Annotated in this window: 17 protein-coding genes and 2 tRNA genes; 14 read left to right on the forward strand and 5 right to left on the reverse strand. The window is 70.3% G+C overall.

Features of this window, described 5'->3' with window-relative positions:
* The first annotated feature begins 131 nt into the window (after positions 1-131).
* The gene (locus BKA10_RS00470; protein ID WP_183497943.1) at positions 132-1,157 is read left to right on the forward strand and encodes a hypothetical protein; all 1,026 of its coding nucleotides are present in this window, start codon (positions 132-134) and stop codon (positions 1,155-1,157) included.
* Between the two features lie 103 nt (positions 1,158-1,260).
* Here the strand turns inward: BKA10_RS00470 and BKA10_RS00475 are convergent, their stop codons facing one another.
* Positions 1,261-2,832, reverse strand: coding sequence for a phytoene desaturase family protein (locus BKA10_RS00475; RefSeq protein WP_183497945.1), 1,572 nt, complete (start codon positions 2,830-2,832; stop codon positions 1,261-1,263).
* 30 nt (positions 2,833-2,862) lie between these two features.
* On the opposite strand from BKA10_RS00475, the gene BKA10_RS00480 reads away from it, so the two are divergent.
* The 5 genes from BKA10_RS00480 (at position 2,863) to BKA10_RS00500 (ending at position 5,844) form a co-directional block, all read left to right on the forward strand.
* Positions 2,863-3,654 carry an inositol monophosphatase family protein gene (locus tag BKA10_RS00480; RefSeq protein ID WP_183497947.1) on the forward strand — a complete coding sequence of 264 codons (792 nt, stop codon included), beginning with the start codon at positions 2,863-2,865 and terminating at the stop codon, positions 3,652-3,654.
* 204 nt (positions 3,655-3,858) lie between these two features.
* Complete coding sequence (locus tag BKA10_RS00485) at positions 3,859-5,199, forward strand: peptidoglycan DD-metalloendopeptidase family protein (RefSeq protein ID WP_248199128.1); 1,341 nt, start codon at positions 3,859-3,861, stop codon at positions 5,197-5,199.
* Between the two features lie 64 nt (positions 5,200-5,263).
* Positions 5,264-5,335: transfer RNA gene (locus BKA10_RS00490), tRNA-Thr, on the forward strand.
* A 24-nt stretch (positions 5,336-5,359) separates the two neighbouring features.
* Positions 5,360-5,433: transfer RNA gene (locus BKA10_RS00495), tRNA-Met, on the forward strand.
* A gap of 51 nt (positions 5,434-5,484) precedes the next feature.
* Positions 5,485-5,844: a DUF7882 family protein gene (locus BKA10_RS00500; protein WP_183497949.1), complete on the forward strand. Its 360-nt coding sequence runs from the start codon at positions 5,485-5,487 to the stop codon at positions 5,842-5,844.
* 146 nt (positions 5,845-5,990) lie between these two features.
* Here BKA10_RS00500 and BKA10_RS00505 read toward each other — a convergent pair whose 3' ends face one another.
* The gene (locus BKA10_RS00505) at positions 5,991-6,281 is read right to left on the reverse strand and encodes a hypothetical protein (RefSeq protein WP_183497951.1); all 291 of its coding nucleotides are present in this window, start codon (positions 6,279-6,281) and stop codon (positions 5,991-5,993) included.
* A gap of 215 nt (positions 6,282-6,496) precedes the next feature.
* Here BKA10_RS00505 and BKA10_RS00510 point away from each other — a divergent pair, with 215 nt between their 5' ends.
* The 5 genes from BKA10_RS00510 (at position 6,497) to BKA10_RS00530 (ending at position 9,621) form a co-directional block, all read left to right on the forward strand.
* Positions 6,497-6,712, forward strand: coding sequence for a hypothetical protein (locus BKA10_RS00510; protein ID WP_183497953.1), 216 nt, complete (start codon positions 6,497-6,499; stop codon positions 6,710-6,712).
* Between the two features lie 95 nt (positions 6,713-6,807).
* On the forward strand, positions 6,808-7,608 hold the full coding sequence (locus BKA10_RS00515; RefSeq protein ID WP_183497955.1) for a sulfite exporter TauE/SafE family protein: 801 nt from the start codon (positions 6,808-6,810) through the stop codon (positions 7,606-7,608).
* A gap of 21 nt (positions 7,609-7,629) precedes the next feature.
* The gene (locus tag BKA10_RS00520) at positions 7,630-8,079 is read left to right on the forward strand and encodes an FAS1-like dehydratase domain-containing protein (RefSeq protein ID WP_183497957.1); all 450 of its coding nucleotides are present in this window, start codon (positions 7,630-7,632) and stop codon (positions 8,077-8,079) included.
* On the forward strand, positions 8,076-8,483 hold the full coding sequence (locus tag BKA10_RS00525; RefSeq protein WP_183497959.1) for a MaoC/PaaZ C-terminal domain-containing protein: 408 nt from the start codon (positions 8,076-8,078) through the stop codon (positions 8,481-8,483). Before BKA10_RS00520 ends, BKA10_RS00525 begins: the two co-directional genes overlap by 4 nt.
* A gap of 1 nt (position 8,484) precedes the next feature.
* Positions 8,485-9,621: a UDP-N-acetylmuramate dehydrogenase gene (locus BKA10_RS00530; RefSeq protein ID WP_183497961.1), complete on the forward strand. Its 1,137-nt coding sequence runs from the start codon at positions 8,485-8,487 to the stop codon at positions 9,619-9,621.
* Positions 9,622-9,627: 6 nt separating this feature from the next.
* On the opposite strand, the gene BKA10_RS00535 is transcribed toward BKA10_RS00530, so the two are convergent.
* Positions 9,628-10,827, reverse strand: a complete 1,200-nt coding sequence (locus BKA10_RS00535) for an aminotransferase class I/II-fold pyridoxal phosphate-dependent enzyme (RefSeq protein ID WP_183497963.1) — start codon at positions 10,825-10,827, stop codon at positions 9,628-9,630.
* A 36-nt stretch (positions 10,828-10,863) separates the two neighbouring features.
* Positions 10,864-11,187 carry a YciI family protein gene (locus tag BKA10_RS00540; RefSeq protein ID WP_241740024.1) on the reverse strand — a complete coding sequence of 108 codons (324 nt, stop codon included), beginning with the start codon at positions 11,185-11,187 and terminating at the stop codon, positions 10,864-10,866.
* 113 nt (positions 11,188-11,300) lie between these two features.
* Between BKA10_RS00540 and BKA10_RS00545 the strand changes: the two genes are divergently transcribed.
* Entirely contained in the window at positions 11,301-11,606 is a 306-nt protein-coding gene (locus BKA10_RS00545) for a hypothetical protein (protein WP_183497966.1), read from the forward strand.
* A 58-nt stretch (positions 11,607-11,664) separates the two neighbouring features.
* Here the strand turns inward: BKA10_RS00545 and aceB are convergent, their stop codons facing one another.
* Positions 11,665-13,359: a malate synthase A gene (gene aceB / locus BKA10_RS00550; protein ID WP_183497968.1), complete on the reverse strand. Its 1,695-nt coding sequence runs from the start codon at positions 13,357-13,359 to the stop codon at positions 11,665-11,667.
* A 143-nt stretch (positions 13,360-13,502) separates the two neighbouring features.
* Between aceB and BKA10_RS00555 the strand changes: the two genes are divergently transcribed.
* Together BKA10_RS00555 and gabT are read left to right on the forward strand one after the other, a co-directional pair.
* Positions 13,503-14,972 carry a helix-turn-helix transcriptional regulator gene (locus BKA10_RS00555; protein WP_183497970.1) on the forward strand — a complete coding sequence of 490 codons (1,470 nt, stop codon included), beginning with the start codon at positions 13,503-13,505 and terminating at the stop codon, positions 14,970-14,972.
* A gap of 37 nt (positions 14,973-15,009) precedes the next feature.
* Positions 15,010-16,365 (forward strand): 4-aminobutyrate--2-oxoglutarate transaminase, encoded by a 1,356-nt coding sequence (gene gabT / locus BKA10_RS00560; protein WP_183497972.1) that lies wholly within the window; start codon positions 15,010-15,012, stop codon positions 16,363-16,365.
* Positions 16,366-16,395 lie beyond the last annotated feature (30 nt).

The following is a 16,395-nucleotide window of genomic DNA, read 5'->3' on the forward strand; positions in this document are numbered from 1 at the left end:
TCTGAAACGGCCCCGTGCGAACGGGGCCGTTTCGCGTAGCAGGGCCGGGTGTGGACGGTTCCGGCATCCCCTCGCCTCGCATGCCAGGATGGGCGTGCGGCGAACGGGCCGCACCGGCGGAAGGACAGGCGATGAGCGAACCGATCACCTCACCGAACTCGAACAGGATCCTGCGTTCGGCGATCTGGATCGCGATCGGCGCACTGATCGCGGCGGCCATCGTCTGCGTCATCTGGGTGCTGCTGGGCGACGCGAACGGGATGGTCGGCAAGGCGTTCCTCACGATCCTGCTGCTGGCCGGCTTCGCGGGCATCGCGATCCTGGAGGCGAACCTCGCCCCGCGCCGCCCGGCCTGGTTCGCGCTGGCGAGCATGGTCACGTGGGTGCTCGTCCTGCTTGTGGGTGCATTCCTGATCTGGATGCCGGAGGGGAGCCAGTACTTCGGCGCCGGTGCCGAACGGTTCTTCAAGTTCCTCCTGATCGCCCTCATCCTGCAGGCCGCCCTGCTGCATGTGCGCCTCTACACGAAGGCGCACCAGCGCTATGAGACGACCTTCACGTCGATCGTCACGTACGTCACGATCGCGCTCGTCGTGATCCTCGCCATCATGCTGATCGTGCCGATCGTGATCGAGGAGTACGTCGTCTTCCGGCCCATCTACTGGCGTGTCGTCGTCGCGCTCGCGATCCTCGCCGCAGTGGGAACGGCCCTCGTGCCGCTCGTGAACGCGCTGTTCGCGCCGAAGAAGCCCCGCCCGGCCGCCGTGGTTGCGACGCCGTATGCCCAGAGCTACGCGCAGCCGCTCGCGCAGGCGCCGTGGCCGACCTATGTCGACGGCATCACTCCGCTGCCGATGCTTCCCGACGGCTCTCCGGACTGGAATGCCTACTACACCGGCCAGCCGACCTACACCCAGGGCGTGCCGGGCATCGCGCCCACGGTCACGCCCGTGCCCGGGGTCGGCACGGACGCCCCGCACACGCCGCCGGTTCCCGAACCGACGGAAGTGCCGGCTCCGGGGCAGCCCGTCGCGCCCGCGTCTCCACCCGCACCCGGGCAGCCGGAGCAACCTCCCGCGCCGCCGCAGCCCGCGCCCCCGGCTCCGCCGCAGCCCGGCTACCAGGGCTACCCGCCGCCTCCGGCGCCGCCGCAGTGATCCTTGCGGCGCCGTGATCCGGCTGCCCGTGTGATCCGGGAGAGCGCAGTGATCCGGCCGCCACTGTGATCCGGACGGCGCTGTGACCGCGGGGTGCAGCTCGTCAGCGGGCGAGCAGTTCGCGCGCGGCCATGGCCGCGTTGTGCCCGCCGATCCCGCTGACTGCGCCGCCGCGCCGGGCGCCCGTCCCGCATATGAGGACCCGGTCGTGCTCGGTGGCGACACCCCAGCGCTGCGCCGCGGTGTCCATCGGCTCGTCGTCGCCGGCCCACGGCCAGGACAGGTCGCCGTGGAAGATGTCGCCGCCGGCCATGCCCAGCGACCGCTCGAGGTCTGCCGTCGTCCGCGCCTCGATGCACGGTGACCCGTCCGGCGCCTCGTACAGGCAGTCGGCCAGCGGCTCGGCCAGCACCGCGTCCAGTGAACGCGTCGCCGCGGCCAGCAGATCGGTGCGAAGCGCATCCGGATCGGCACCGCGGGTGAGCCGGTGGGGCACGTGCAGGCCGAACAGTGTCAGCGTGTGGGCGCCCGAGGCGCGCAGACCGGCGCCCAGGATCGTCGGATCGGTCAGCGAGTGGCAGTAGATCTCCGCGGGCAGAGGGTCGGCGATTTCGCCGCGTTCTGCGACGTCGTACGCCGCGTCGAGCTGGGTGAACGTCTCGTTGACATGGAACGTCCCGGCGAACGCCGCCTCGGGCGCCACGCTGTCATCGCGCAGCCGGGGCAGCCGACGCAGCAGCATGTTGACCTTCAGCTGCGCGCCCTCCGGCGGGGCCACCGGCGCGGCATCCGCCCCCGCCGCACGCACCAGCTCCGCCAGCACGGCAGGACCGACACCGCTCAGCACGACGCGGCCGTGCACAGTGCGACCCGATGCGAGCCGCACCTCGCCGTCGGGTGAAACAGCCGTCACCGTCGCGCCGGTGCGCAGCTCGGCACCCGCACGGCGCGCCGCTTGCTCGAGCGCCGCGCTGACCGTGCCCATGCCACCCACCGGCACGTCCCAGTCGCCCGTTCCGCCGCCGATCACGTGGTACGCGAAGCACCGGTTCTGTCGCAGCGACGGATCATCGGCCGCGGCGAACGTGCCGATCAGACCGTCGGTGAGGGCGATGCCGCGAGCGATGTCGGACTCCAGGGACGAGCGGATCAGCTCGCCCAGCGGCACGGCGGTCAGCGACTCCCACAGGGCGTCGTCGCCGACGCGCGCGCGCAGATCCTCGGCACGGGGAAGTGCGCCGTTCATGGTGGGGAACACGGCCTCGGCGAACGGGCGCAACCGCGCGCCGAACCGCGCGAACCGCTCGGCTTCAGCGCCGTCCCCCGTCGTGCGAGCGAAGCCGGCGGCGGTGGCTGCGGCATCCATCGTGTCGATGAGGATCCCCCGCGCCGGGTCGGTCGGGTCGGGCGTGTAGGAGGAGTAGCGGCGTCGTCGCAGCGTCAGCTCGAGGCCGAGGTCGGCGACGATGGTCTGCGGCAGCAGGCTCACGAGGTACGAGTACCGCGACAGGCGCGCGTCGACTCCTGGCCATGGGCTCTGCGACACGGCGGCGCCCCCGAGCGTCTCCAGACGCTCCAGCACGACCACACGATGGCCGGCCTGGGCGAGATAGGCAGCGCTGACGAGGGCGTTGTGGCCGCCGCCGACGATGACGGCGTCGTATCGGTCGCTCATCTCCTCACGGTATTGCGTAGCGTGGGGTCCATGGTGGATCCGCACGAGCTTCTCACTCTGGCCGTCGACATCGCGCGCGAAGCGGGGGCGCTCGCGCGTACCCGACGCGGCGAGGGCGTCGCGATCGCCGCGACCAAGTCGGCGCTCGCCGACATCGTCACCGACGCCGACCGCGAGGTCGAGGCGCTCATCCGCGCGCGATTGGCCGGCGCCCGCCCCGGAGACGGCTTCCTCGGCGAGGAGACCGACGCCGAGCGCGGCACGAGCGGGGTCACCTGGGTCGTCGACCCCATCGACGGCACCGTCAACTACGCCTACGGCATTGCGCACTACGCCGTCAGCATCGCCGCGGTGACGGGGGAGCCCGTCTCTGCGAAGTGGATGCCGGTTGCCGGGGCCGTGTACGACCCGAGCCTCGACGAGATGTTCTCCGCCTCGCTCGGGGGCGGGGCATGGCTGGGTGAGACGAGGCTGGCGGTGGGAGCGCCGTCGCCGGCGGGCGCGCTCCTGGCCACCGGGTTCGGATACGACCCCGCGACGCACGAGGGCGATCTCGCGCGGGTGCGTCGCGTGATGCCGCTCGCCCGCGACCTGCGCCGGGCCGGTGCCGCGTCGCTCGATCTCGCATACGTCGCGGCCGGCCGGCTCGACGGCTACTTCGAACGCGGGCTGCATCCGTGGGACCACGCAGCCGGGGGACTGCTCGTCACCGAGGCCGGCGGACGCATCGGCGGACAGCCCGGTGACGCACCCGGGCGGGACATGACCATCGCTGCCGGGCCGGAACTTTACGAACAGATTTCAGAAGCGGTATATCGGTAGGGATTCATGGCATTCACAGTCTCTCCGGGGTAGTGTTTACCCGATCGTTACTCTTGCACCCGAAGCAGGACGCGATCGAAGCCCCCCGAAGTGCTGTCGTTTTCCCGAGCGACCAAGACCCGAGAGCCCGATTCTTTGACCGTCGAGACCTCCCCGGCCGATGCCGCGCCCACGCGCCGCTCACGCCGTCGACCCTCTGCGCCTGTGGCGCTCGAGGGTGCGGAGGTACCGGTGGAGTCGACCGGTCAGGCCGAGCCGGCGGGGCTCGTCGAGATCCCTGCCCTGGCCGAGACGGCGCTCGTGGTCGGCGTGACCGCTGCGCTCGCGCACATGGCGACCGCCGAAGAGGCGCCGCTGACCCGCGCCGAGTTGCGTCGCCGGCGTGCAGCGCAAGCCGAGACGGCCGCACCTCAGAGCATCGAGACCGCCGCCGAGGTGCCTCCGCTCGAACCGGCGTCCCCGATCGAGCCGATGCGCGCCATCCAGGCCGCCGCGCTCGTCTCCCTGCCTGCGCTGGCCGCCGCTGAGGCAGCGGAGCCGGTGCGCGCGATCGCCGCGCCGAACCGGCTCGAGGCGATCGCGTCCATCGATGCTCCCACGGCGACCGCGGCCGAACAGCTCGCCGGCACCGCCTTCGCCGCGGTCGGCACCGATCCGACCTGTATCGACGACTTCGACTTCTCCGCACAGCTCTTCGCCTTCACCGGCGAGACGCCCGTGCAGGTGGCCGCCGCCGCGCTGGCCGAGGAGACCCAGGAGGTGCCCGAGGTCCACACCGCACCTCGGCATCGTCGCCTGAACGGCCGCATCGCGCTGAAGCGCCTTGCCGGAGTGTCGTTCTCGATGTTCGTGATGAGCGCGGTCGGCCTGCTGGCCATCGGCACGACGACACCGGCATCCATCGCCGCCGCCGTCGGCGAGACGAGCGCCGACATCACCGTCGTGGCGCCGAAGTCGGCCACCGTCATCGAAGACGACGAGATCCAGGCGTATGTCGCGGCATCCGACCTCACGGCAGACGCCCTCGACCGCACCGAGAAGTACGATGTCGCGTCGATGGCCGACATCGCCGCCGACTCCGGCGTCACCCACTTCGCCGGCACCTGGGTCAACGACCCGGCGGCGGCCATCCAGTGGCCGTTCCCGGTGGGAGTGCCGGTATCGGCCGCGTACGGCTCGGCGAGCTACCTCGCACAGTTCTCGTCGCCGCACCACGGTGTGGACCTGGCGCCCGGCGCCGGTGCCGAGGTGCACGTCATCGCCGACGGCACCGTGCGGCTGGCGACTGAGGGTGGGGGAGACTACGGCGTCAATGTCATCGTCGACCACGTGGTCGACGGCCAGCTGGTCTCGACCCGCTACGCGCACATGCAATACGGCTCACTGCGCGTGTCGGCCGGCGACACGGTGAGCGTCGGAGATGTGCTCGGAAAAGTGGGCAGCACCGGCAAGGCGACCGGCCCTCACCTGCACTTCGAGGTGCTCGTGAACGGCAGCACCCGGATCGACCCGTACACCTGGATGCAGCAGCACACGACAAGTTGACATCGATTCTGCAGGATGCCGCGCCGATGGTATTCTGTTCTGGTTGCCCGGAAGCGGGCAGCGCGCCCCGATAGCTCAGTGGCAGAGCACTTCCATGGTAAGGAAGGGGTCGTCAGTTCAATCCTGACTCGGGGCTCGCATCCACCTTCGGGTGTATCGCGGCGGGGTAGCTCAGTTGGTGAGAGCGCACGACTCATAATCGTGAGGTCGCGGGTTCAAGCCCCGCTCCCGCTACATCGGATCTCGTCGTCACCGGACCGCCGGCAGAGGGCTTATGGTGAGCACGTGGGCACTATCTATTACGGCGGCTCGGCCACGCCTATTCACATCGAGGATCGCGCCCTCGCGCACCTCAAGGTGGTCATCGCCACCAAGCTGCGTCGCGGCGAGAGCTTCACGGTCTCGTGGCAGCACCCCGACGATCAGCCGCGCGGCCGCAGCGCGATCTGGCTGCACCCGTCGATCCCGCTGCGGTTCGTCTTCGACGACCCCGAGTCGACCGAACTCAGCCGGAAGTGGATCGAAGAGCTCGCCGACTCGGCGAACTCGTCGGGCGGGATCATGCTGGTCGCCGAGCACATGGACGTCGGACCGGGTGAAGCCGATGACCCCGCGCCGCAGGAAGTCCACGTCGTCGCGACGTAAGGCCTCCGGGCAGCACCCGCCACACGCCGTCGCAAGCCCCTCGCAGCAACTCGGACGCCGACCTAACGTCGATGGCGCCCCGCCAAGAAGTAGCCCCGGTCGAGAGACGCCTTCGGCCCCGCCCAGAATCGGCGGGGGCGCAATCGTCAGGTCAGAGACCGGGTACTGCGCAGCGAGTCGGCGCGACGATGGATCTCGGCCCGCGCCTGGTCGGCGTCCCCGAAGGACGACGACATCACCACCCCCGCGTCGACGACCGCGAGCGAGCCGCTGCCCAGTAGAAGGGAGCATCGCGCCAGCTCGCCGTCATGCACCGTCGGGAACTCGACGATGTCGGAATAGCCGGCGACGAGCAGCTTGCGCGCGTATTCGATCACGGCATCGGCGACTTCGTCGGTCGTCAGGATGCGGTGTCCGTCGATCAGGATGTCTTTCATGGTGAGGGGCTCCCGCCGATGGTCGATTGCTCGTATCCGCAGTCAACCGACCCACACGGCGACGGGCGAGGGGGTTGACACCCCGTAGACGGAGGATTAGCGAGCCGTTCACTTGCATGCGGCCACATCCACCTGGTAGATCTGGACTGACGGGATCTGGGGTCCCGTCACGCGGGAAGCGTGGGGCTTCTCCGTCGAAGGACTTTGGGGGTCCGATGAGTCAGGTGACGCTCGTTCCGGCTGTGTACCGCTGCCCGGATCACGACAATCACGAGACGGTGACCGCACGCGTGCGCGAGCGCGTCGAGTGGGAGATCCGATGCCTGGGCGCACACGCCCGGCCGACGTTCCGGGTGGCGGTGACCTGCCCCGGCAACGCCGGGGGTGCGGAGCACCGCCGGCTGTACGACGGGGAGTGGCAGCGGGCGTGAACCGTTCCGGGCCTCGCGGTCGGTCGCACCTCACCACTGCGCGATAGGCTCGTCCGGGCGTCGGACGGTGGCGCCCGGAGTCGGAGGCCCCACACATGACGAACGTCGCGCCGCGCCCCGCGCGCACCCCGCGATTCTTTCTCACGTGCATCGGCATCGGACTGGCCGCCGGCCTCATGTCGGGCCTGTTCGGCGTCGGCGGCGGCACGATCATCGTTCCGCTGCTGGTGATGTTCCTCCACTTCGACCAGCGCCTCGCCGCCGGAACCTCGCTCGCGGCGATCGTCCCGACTGCGACGGTCGGGGTCATCTCCTACGCGGTCCACGGCTCCGTCGCCTGGATCCCGGCGCTCATCCTCGCCGCCGGCGCCGTCGTCGGCGCGCAGGTCGGCACATGGCTGCTCGCGCGACTGTCGCAGAACGTCCTGCGCTGGGGGTTCGTCGGCTTCCTCGTCGTCGTCATCGTCATGCTCTTCGTCGTCGTGCCCTCCCGCGACGCCGACCTGCCGCTGAACTGGATCACCATCATCGGACTCGTCGTGCTCGGCGTCATCACCGGCGTCCTGGCGGGACTGCTGGGCGTCGGCGGCGGCGTCATCGTGGTCCCTGCGCTCATGCTGCTGTTCGGCACGAGCGACCTGGTCGCCAAGGGCACCTCGCTGCTGATGATGATCCCCACAGCGATCTCGGGCACCGTCGGCAACCTGCAGCGCCGCAACGTCGACCTGCTCGCGGCGGCTCTCGTCGGCGGCGCCGCCTGCGTCACCACCGCGCTCGGCGCCGTGATCGCCACCCGCATCGATCCGTTCACCGGCAACGTGCTGTTCGCCCTGTTCATGACCTACGTAGCCGTGCAGATGGCCATCCGCGCGATCAAGGCCGGTCGCTCCCGCTGACCCGGTCGGTAGGATCGAGGGGTGTCCGTGAACCCTGAGCTGGTGGGCCGTGACTTCCCGCCCACCGCCCCGTACCTCGTCGGCCGTGAAAAGGTGCGCGAGTTCTCCCGCGCCGTCTTCGCCACCGACCCGCAGCATCTCGACCCCGCCGCCGCGCAGGCGCTCGGCTACGCCGATGTGGTCGCACCGCCCACGTTCGCGATGGTCGTCCAGGACCTCACGCTGCAGCAGCTCCTGTCCGAGCCCGACTCGGGCATCGCCCTCGAGCGCACGGTGCACGCCGAGCAGCGCTTCCGGTACACGCGCCCGATCGTCGCGGGCGATGAGCTGACCGCGCAGCTGCGCATCACCGGCATCCGTCCCTTCGGAAAGGGAGCCATGGTCACGAGTGAGGCAGAGATGATGGATGCCGGGGGCGCGCACGTCGTGACCGCGACCTCTGTGCTGCTGATCGGCGGTGAAGACGCATGACCGCGCTCGAGATCGGCGTCGTCGTCGCGCAGCGCGATGTGCACCTGACCCGCGAGTCGCTCGTCCGCTACGCGGGTGCGTCCGGCGACTTCAACCCCATCCACTACCGCGACGACGTGGCGACCCGCGTCGGCCTGCCGGGTGTCCTCGCACACGGCATGCTCACGATGGGCCTGGCCGTTGAGACGATCGTCCCGTGGCTGGGTGATGCCGGCCGCATCGTGGAGTACGGGGTGCGCTTCACGCGTCCCGTCGTCGTCGACGTCGAAGCCGGCGCCGACCTCACCGTCGTCGCCAAGGTCGGCGCCGTGGACGACGAGACCGCCCGCATCGACCTGACCGTCACCCATGGCGAGACCACCGTCCTCGGCAAGGCGCAGGTCCGCGTCCGGCTCGCCGCCTGACATGCCCGAGATCAGTCCGCGGCCGCTGGCCGAACTGACCACCCTGCGCACGGGCGGCACGCCCGACCGCATGGTCGAGGCGCAGACGACCGGCGAGGTCGTCGCGGCGCTGCGCGATGTCTGGGCCACGGGCGAACCGTGGCTCGTGGTCGGTGGCGGCTCCAACCTGCTCATCGGCGACGAGCCGTTCGACGGCACCGTGGTCCTCGTCCGCACGACGGGCATTGAGCGTCTGGAATCGCCCTGCGACGGCTTCGCGCGGCTGCGGGTGCAGGCCGGACACGAATGGGATGACCTGGTCGCCTTCGCGGTGCGCGAGGGCCTCGGCGGCATCTCGGCCATGTCCGGCATTCCCGGCACCGTCGGCGCCGCCCCGGTGCAGAACGTCGGAGCGTACGGGCAGGAGATCGTCCAGACGCTCGTCGAGGTCGACCTCATCGACGAGGCCACCGGCGAGGTGTCGACGGTCCCGGCATCCGAGCTCGGACTCGGCTTCCGCACCTCGGTGCTCAAGCACCACTACGGGTCGGTGCCGGCGAGGTCTGCGGTGATCCTGTCGGTCACGCTCGATCTGCCGGTGATCGGCGCCGGGGCGACCACCGTGCCCGGCGACCAGCTGCGCGCCGCGCTCGGGCTCGCGCCCGACGACGCCGTGACCCTCCAGTGGATCCGCGAGACGGTGCTCGCGACACGGGCGCGCAAGGGCATGGTGCTCGACGCGGATGACCCCGACACGTACAGTGCGGGATCGTTCTTCCAGAACGCGATCGTCACGGCCCCGTTCGCACGGACGCTTCCCGACGAGTGCCCGCGCTGGCCGATGGCCCCCGACCTCGACCCGGTCGTGGTGATCCCGCTCGAGGAGTACACCGGCCTGGTCGCGCCGCCCACGTCGTCCGAGCCGGACGTCAAGGTCAGCGCCGCGTGGCTCATCGAGCACTCCGGACTGCGCAAGGGCTTCAAGCTGCCGCGCTCGCGGGCCGGGCTGTCGACCAAGCACGCGCTGGCGCTGACCAACCGCGGGGGCGCTTCGGCCGGCGAGCTCGCACAGCTGGCGCGGTTCATCCAGCAGCGCGTTCAAGCCGAATTCGGGCTCATCCTGCAGCCCGAGCCCGTGCTCATCGGCGTCGAGCTGTAGCCGGCGTCACGAGAACAGGCGCTGCAGGCGCTGCACGCCCTCGAGCAGCGCGTCGTCGCCGAGCGCGTACGACAAGCGCAGGTAGCCCGATGGCCCGAACGCCTCACCGGGAACGACGGCGACCTCGGCGGACTCGAGGATGAGATCGGCGAGCTCGAGCGACGTCGTGGGCGTCTTGCCCGCCCACGTGCGGCCCAGCAGACCCGTCACATCGGGATAGACGTAGAACGCGCCGAGCGGGTTCGGGACGGTGACGCCGTCGATCTTCGCGAGCTCGGCGACGATCAGGCGACGTCGGCGGTCGAACGCCGCGCGCATCTTCTCGGCCTCGGTCTGCGGACCGGTCAGCGCCGCGAGCGCCGCGCGCTGCGCGATGTTGTTGACGTTCGAGCTCAGGTGCGACTGCAGGTTCGCGGCGACCTTGATCGCGTCGGCGGGCCCGACCATCCAGCCCACGCGCCAACCCGTCATGGCGTAGGTCTTCGCGACGCCGTTGACGAGGATCGTCTGCCCGGCGAGCTCGGGCACGGCCTCGACGATCGAGACGGCGTGTGCACCCTGGTACACGAGGTTCTGGTAGATCTCGTCGCTGATCACCCAGATGCCGTGCTCGAGCGCCCACTCGCCGATCGCCTTGGTCTCCTCGGGCGTGTACACCGCGCCGGTGGGATTGGACGGTGACACGAACACGAGCACCGTCGTCTTGTCGGTGCGGGCTGCCTCGAGCTGCTCGACGGTGACCTTGTACTCCTGATCGGCCCCGGCGAACACCTCGACCGGCGTGCCGTCGGCCAGTGCGATGGCCTCGGGGTAGGTGGTCCAGTACGGCGCGGGCAGCAGGACCTCGTCGCCGGGGTTCACGACCGCCTGGAACGCCTGGTAGACGGCCTGCTTGCCGCCGTTGGTGACGATGATCTGCGAAGGCGCGACCTCGAGGCCCGAGTCGCGCACGGTCTTGGCGGCGATGGCCTCGCGCAGCACCGGCAGACCGACGGCGGGCGTATACCGGAAGTTGGCGCGGTCCCGCAGCGCCTCGGCCGCGGCATCCACCACGAACTGCGGCGTCGCGAAGTCGGGCTCGCCGGCGGCGTACGAGATGACGGGGCGGCCGGCGGCTTGGAGCGCTTTCGCCTTCGCGTCGACCTTGAGGGTCGCCGACTCGGCGATGGCGGACAGCTTGCGAGACAGGGGAGCGCGTTCGGTCACGCTATGAGCGTAGTCCGCGCGCGCTCCCCGCGCCCATCACAGATCGAGCGGCCAGGCCGGGTGCAGCTGGATGATGCCGGCGGCGGCCATCGGATGCCGCGACGCGACTTCGACGGCCTCGTCGAGCGAGTCGCATTCGAGCACGTCGAAGCCGCCGATCAGCTCGTGCGCCTCGGCGAAGGGGCCGTCGCTGACGATGACCTCGCCTTTGCGCCGGCGCACCGTCTTGGCCTCGCCGGCGGGACGCAGCCGGTCGCCGAGCACCGCGCGACCCGAGCCGTAGGTCTCGTCCACCCAGTCCTCGATCGTGACCGGTCCTTCCTCGGCCGTCTCGAGCGCGGGGTCTGTCAGTACCAGCATGAGATAACGCATCGTCGTGTCCTTCCGTTGTCAGTGACGCTACGTGATCACGTCGAACGGGACGGCGGGGAATCGACATCTGGGTTCAGAGTCGGTCTGGCTAATGTGGGCGCATGTCGCTTGCCGCAGTGCTGCTGTTCGCCGTTCCCGCCCTGCTCGCCGTCTCGGGGATAGCCCTGATCGCGGTCGGCGTCGTCGACGTCAACCGTGCCGAGGTGCCGGCGCGCCGCAACGCCGGCATCCTGCGCATCATCGGCGGTGCCGGTGCGCTGCTGATCGCGGCGCTGAGCGTCTACGGCACGTTCGGCGCCGGGATCGCGTACGCGATCGCCTTCCTGCCGCTGGCCGCACTCGTGCTGGGCGCGGTCTGGATCGCCGCCTGGACCATCGCCGCCACCGTCGTGGCCGCGCGCCGCTGACACAGCAGAAGAGTGGATGCCGGGGTCTCCGGCATCCACTCTTCTCGTGCTGCCCTGCTCAGTCGGTCTCGACCAGGTAGCGCGAGTACGCGGGCAGGGTCAGGAACGTCGGGAAGTCGACGCCCAGGGCCACCTCGCGGAACACCTCGGCGGCATCGTCGAACCGGTCGCCGTCGCGGCGGTCGGCCTCGCCCAGCACCTCGGCGATGAGCCCCTCGATGTAGTCGCGGGTGATCGCCGTGCCGTCCTCGGTGCGGCGATCCTGGTGGATCCACTGCCACACCTGCGAGCGGCTGATCTCGGCGGTCGCCGCGTCCTCCATGAGGTTGTCGATCGCGACGGCCCCCAAGCCCCGCAGCCACGCCTCGATGTAGCGGATCGCGACCGACACATTGCCCCGCACCCCTGCTGCCGTGATCGGCCGCCCGATGTGCACGTCGATCAGGTCTTCGGCGCGCACGGTGACCTCGGGACGCTGCCGGTCGAGCTGGTTCGGCTTGTCGCCCAGGATCGCGTCGAACTCGGCGCGCGCCACGGGGATGAGGTCGGGGTGGGCGACCCAGGTGCCGTCGAAGCCGTCGCCGGCCTCGCGCTTCTTGTCGGCGGCGACCTTCTCGAACGCCTGCGCGGTCACCTCGGGGTCACGGCGGTTCGGGATGAACGCGCTCATGCCGCCGATCGCGAACGCCCCACGCCGGTGGCACGTCTGGACGAGCAGCTCGGTGTAGGCCCGCATGAACGGCACGGTCATGGTGACCTCGCTGCGGTCGGGCAGGACGAACCGGGCGCCGCGGCCGCGGTAGTTCTTGATGATCGAGAAGATGTAGTCCCAGCGGCCCGCGTTCAGGCCGGCGCAATGGTCGCGCAGCTCGAAGAGGATCTCCTCCATCTCGAAGGCGGCCGGCAGCGTCTCGATGAGGACCGTGGCACGGATGGTGCCGTGGTCGATGCCGAGGTACTGCTCGCTGAAGCTGAAAACGTCGTCCCACAGCTTCGCCTCTTCGGACGACTCCAGCTTCGGTAGGTAGAAGTAGGGGCCGCGGCCGCCGTCGATCAGCGCCTGCGCATTGTGGAAGAAGTAGAGTCCGAAATCGACGAGCGAACCGGATGCCGCGAGGGTACGCCCCGCGCGATCGGTGTACTGGATGTGGTTCTCAGTCAGGTGCCAGCCGCGCGGACGCATGACGATCGTCGGCGTCTGCTCGGCGGTGACCTCGTAGGTCTTGCCCTCGGGGCTCGTGAAGCGCAGCTGCCCGCGGATCGCGTCGCGCAGCGACAGCTGGCCCTCGATGACGTTGCGCCAGGTGGGGCTGGTGGCGTCCTCCTGGTCGGCCAGCCAGACCTTCGCGCCCGAGTTGAGGGCGTTGATGGTCATCTTGGGGTCGGTGGGGCCGGTGATCTCGACGCGGCGGTCCTCGAGGCCGGGACCGGCGCCGGCGACCTGCCATTCGGCGTCCTCACGGATGTGGCGGGTGTCGTCGCGGAAGGCCGGGTCGTGCCCGTTGCCGATCTCGAAGCGGCGGCGCATGCGGTCGGCGAGCCGGTCGTGCCGGCGCCCCGCGAAGCGGCTGTGGAGGGCGGCGAGGAACGCGATCGCATCCTCGGTCAGCACCTCTTCGTAGCGGTCACGGATGGGCCCTGCGATCTCGATGGCGCAGGCTCCAGTGTCGATCGGCCCCGTAGTCGGGCGGATCGGGTCGATCTCGGTGTATTCGGTGATGGCGGGCGCGGTGCCCGTGGCGGTGGGTGTCATGGCCCTGTCTTCCTGTGTCGTGGTCTGCCGGTGAGTGTCACACCGGGGTTGTGATTCCACTCTGGGTGAATATCACAGGCAATGGCGACCAGGAGGCGGGGGAAGTTTGCTGATATTTCTACTTTCGTGACACACTTCCGGACATGACGATCCTCGACGTTTCGCCTCCGGACGAGTCGGAGGCGTCCGATGCACTGACCATCGGCCGCCGCATCCGCCAGTTGCGCACCGCCCGCGGCATGACCTTGGACGAGCTCGCCGGCGCGGTCTCCCGTGCCCCGAGTCAGCTGTCGATGATCGAGACCGGCAAGCGCGAGCCGAAGCTCACGCTGCTGCGCACGATCGCGACGGCGCTGGGGGTCACCGTCGACGCACTGCTCGAAGCGGAGCCGCTGGACGAGCGCGCCACGATGGAGATCGCGCTCGAGCGCGCGATGAAGGGCCAGACCTTCCAGGCGCTGGGCATCGCGCCGTTCCGCATCGGCAAAGCGGTCTCCGACGACGTGCTGCGGGCGATGCTCGCGCTGCAGGGTGAGATCGAGAGGCTCGGCGATGAACGGTCGGCGACTCCCGAAGAGGCGCGTCGCGCCAATGTCGAACTGCGACACCTCATGCGCCGGCAGGACAACTACTTCCCCGAGCTGGAGGACCAGGCGCGGACGATCCTCGCCGCCGTCGACCACCCCGGCGGGCCCCTCACCCAGCGCACCGCATCGGACATCGCCGCGCACCTGGGCTTCTCGTTGCACTACGTGCCCGACCTGCCGGCATCCACCCGCAGCGTCGCAGACCTTCGCCACGGCCGGCTCTACCTCTCGAGCCTGGTGCCCGCCAAGGGCGATTCGCGCACGCCGGTGCTGCAGGCTCTCGCCAGCCGGATCCTCGGGCACGCGGAGCCGCGCTCGTACGCCGAGTTCCTGCGCCAGCGCGTGGAGACCAACTACCTCACCGGCGCGCTGCTGGTGCCCGAGGACCACGCCGCACCGTTCCTGCAGGATGCCAAGAGCCGCCGCGCGGTGTCGATCGAAGACCTGCGCGACGCCTACTCGGTGTCGTACGAGACGGCCGCGCACCGGTTCACGAACCTCGCCACGAGGCACCTCGACATCCGGGTGCACTTCCTGAAGGTGCACGAGTCGGGCACGATCACGAAGGTCTACGAGAACGACGACGTGAACTTCCCGTCCGACCGGCTCGGGTCGATCGAAGGGCAGATGTGCTGCCGCAAGTGGACGAGCCGGGTCGTGTTCGACATCCCCGACAAGTTCAACCCGTACTACCAGTACACCGACACCGGCAACGGCACGTACTGGTGCACCGCGCGTGTGGAGCACTCGAGCGAGGGCGCGCACTCGGTGAGCGTGGGCGTGCGCTTCGATGACACGAAGTGGTTCATCGGCCGCGAGACGACCAACCGCGGCGTGTCGCGGCATGCGGTCGAAGTGTGCTGCCGCCGCGCGCCGGCGGAGCTCGAGGGGGAGTGGCGCGACCAGGCCTGGCCGAACGTACGCACGCCCCGCACCCTGCTCGCGACCCTGCCGACCGGTTCGTTCCCCGGCGTCGACACCACCGACCTGTACGAGTTCCTCGAGGAGCACGCGCCGCGGGGCTGAGGCGCTTTCGCGGCGGGCGGACGGCTACGCTCGGAGCATGAGCGTCACTGTCGACGACACGGTCGCTGCCGGCGGGCCCGGCCTGCCCCAGCGACGGCGTCTGGTCACCGCCCTGCCCGGTCCTGCCTCGCAGGCGATCCTCGCGCGGAAGAGCGATGCCGTGGCCGCCGGCGTGGCGCACACGGTGCCGATCGCGGCGGTCGCCGCCGGCGGAGGCGTCGTCGTCGACGCCGACGGCAACTCGCTCATCGACCTCGGCTCGGGCATTGCGGTCACCACCGTCGGCAACGGGCATCCGAAGGTCGTCGCCGCGGTGCAGGAGCAGGTCGCCCGCTTCTCGCACACCTGCTTCATGATCTCGCCCTACGAGGGTTACATCGCCGTCGCCGAGGCGCTGAACCGGCTCACCCCCGGCGATCACGCCAAGAAGACGGCGCTGTTCAACTCGGGTGCCGAGGCCGTCGAGAACGCCGTCAAGATCGCCCGCTCGGCCACCGGGCGCCCCGCCGTGGTCGCGTTCGATCACGGCTACCACGGGCGCACGAACCTCACCATGGCCCTCACCGCCAAGGCGATGCCCTACAAGCGCGGCTTCGGCCCGTTCGCCCCCGAGGTGTACCGCGCGCCCGGGTCGTATCCGTTCCGGGACGCGCTGTCGGGGGTGGATGCCGCGGCGCGCGCGATCACGCTCATCGAGAAGCAGGTCGGCGCCGAGAGCCTCGCCGCCATCGTCATCGAGCCCATCCAGGGCGAGGGCGGGTTCATCGTGCCCGCCGACGGATTCCTTCCCGCGCTCGCCGACTGGTGTCGCGCGAACGGCGTCGTGTTCGTCGCCGACGAGGTGCAGACCGGGTTCGCCCGCACCGGGACGATGTTCGCCAGCGAGCAGTTCGGCGTCGTGCCCGACCTCGTCGCGACCGCGAAGGGGATCGCTGCCGGATTCCCGCTGTCGGCGGTCACCGGCCGCGCCGAGCTCATGGATGCCGCGCACCCCGGCGGGCTGGGCGGCACCTACGGCGGCAACCCCGTCGCGTGCGCCGCGGCGCTGGCTGCTCTCGACGTCTACGAGACCGAGAATCTGCCGGGGCGGGCCGTGGCGATCGGGGAGATTCTGGCCGGCCGGCTCACCGGCATCCAGTCCACCGATCCGCGCCTGGGCGACGTGCGCGGGCGGGGTGCGATGGTCGCTGCCGAGTTCGTCCACCCCGGCACCGGCGCGCCCGATGCCGCGCTCGCGGCCGCCGTCGCACGTGCGTGCATCGCCGACGGCGTGATCGTGCTCACCTGCGGCACGTTCGGCAACGTGCTGCGGTTCCTGCCGCCGCTGTCGATCGACGACGCGCTGCTTCACGAAGGACTCGACGTCGTCGCGGCATCCCTCGCGGCGGCGTGACACCGGCGCGCAACCCGCGCCCGAAACTGG

The sequence above is a fragment of the Microbacterium invictum genome (assembly GCF_014197265.1).
GTDB classification, from domain to species: domain Bacteria; phylum Actinomycetota; class Actinomycetes; order Actinomycetales; family Microbacteriaceae; genus Microbacterium; species Microbacterium invictum.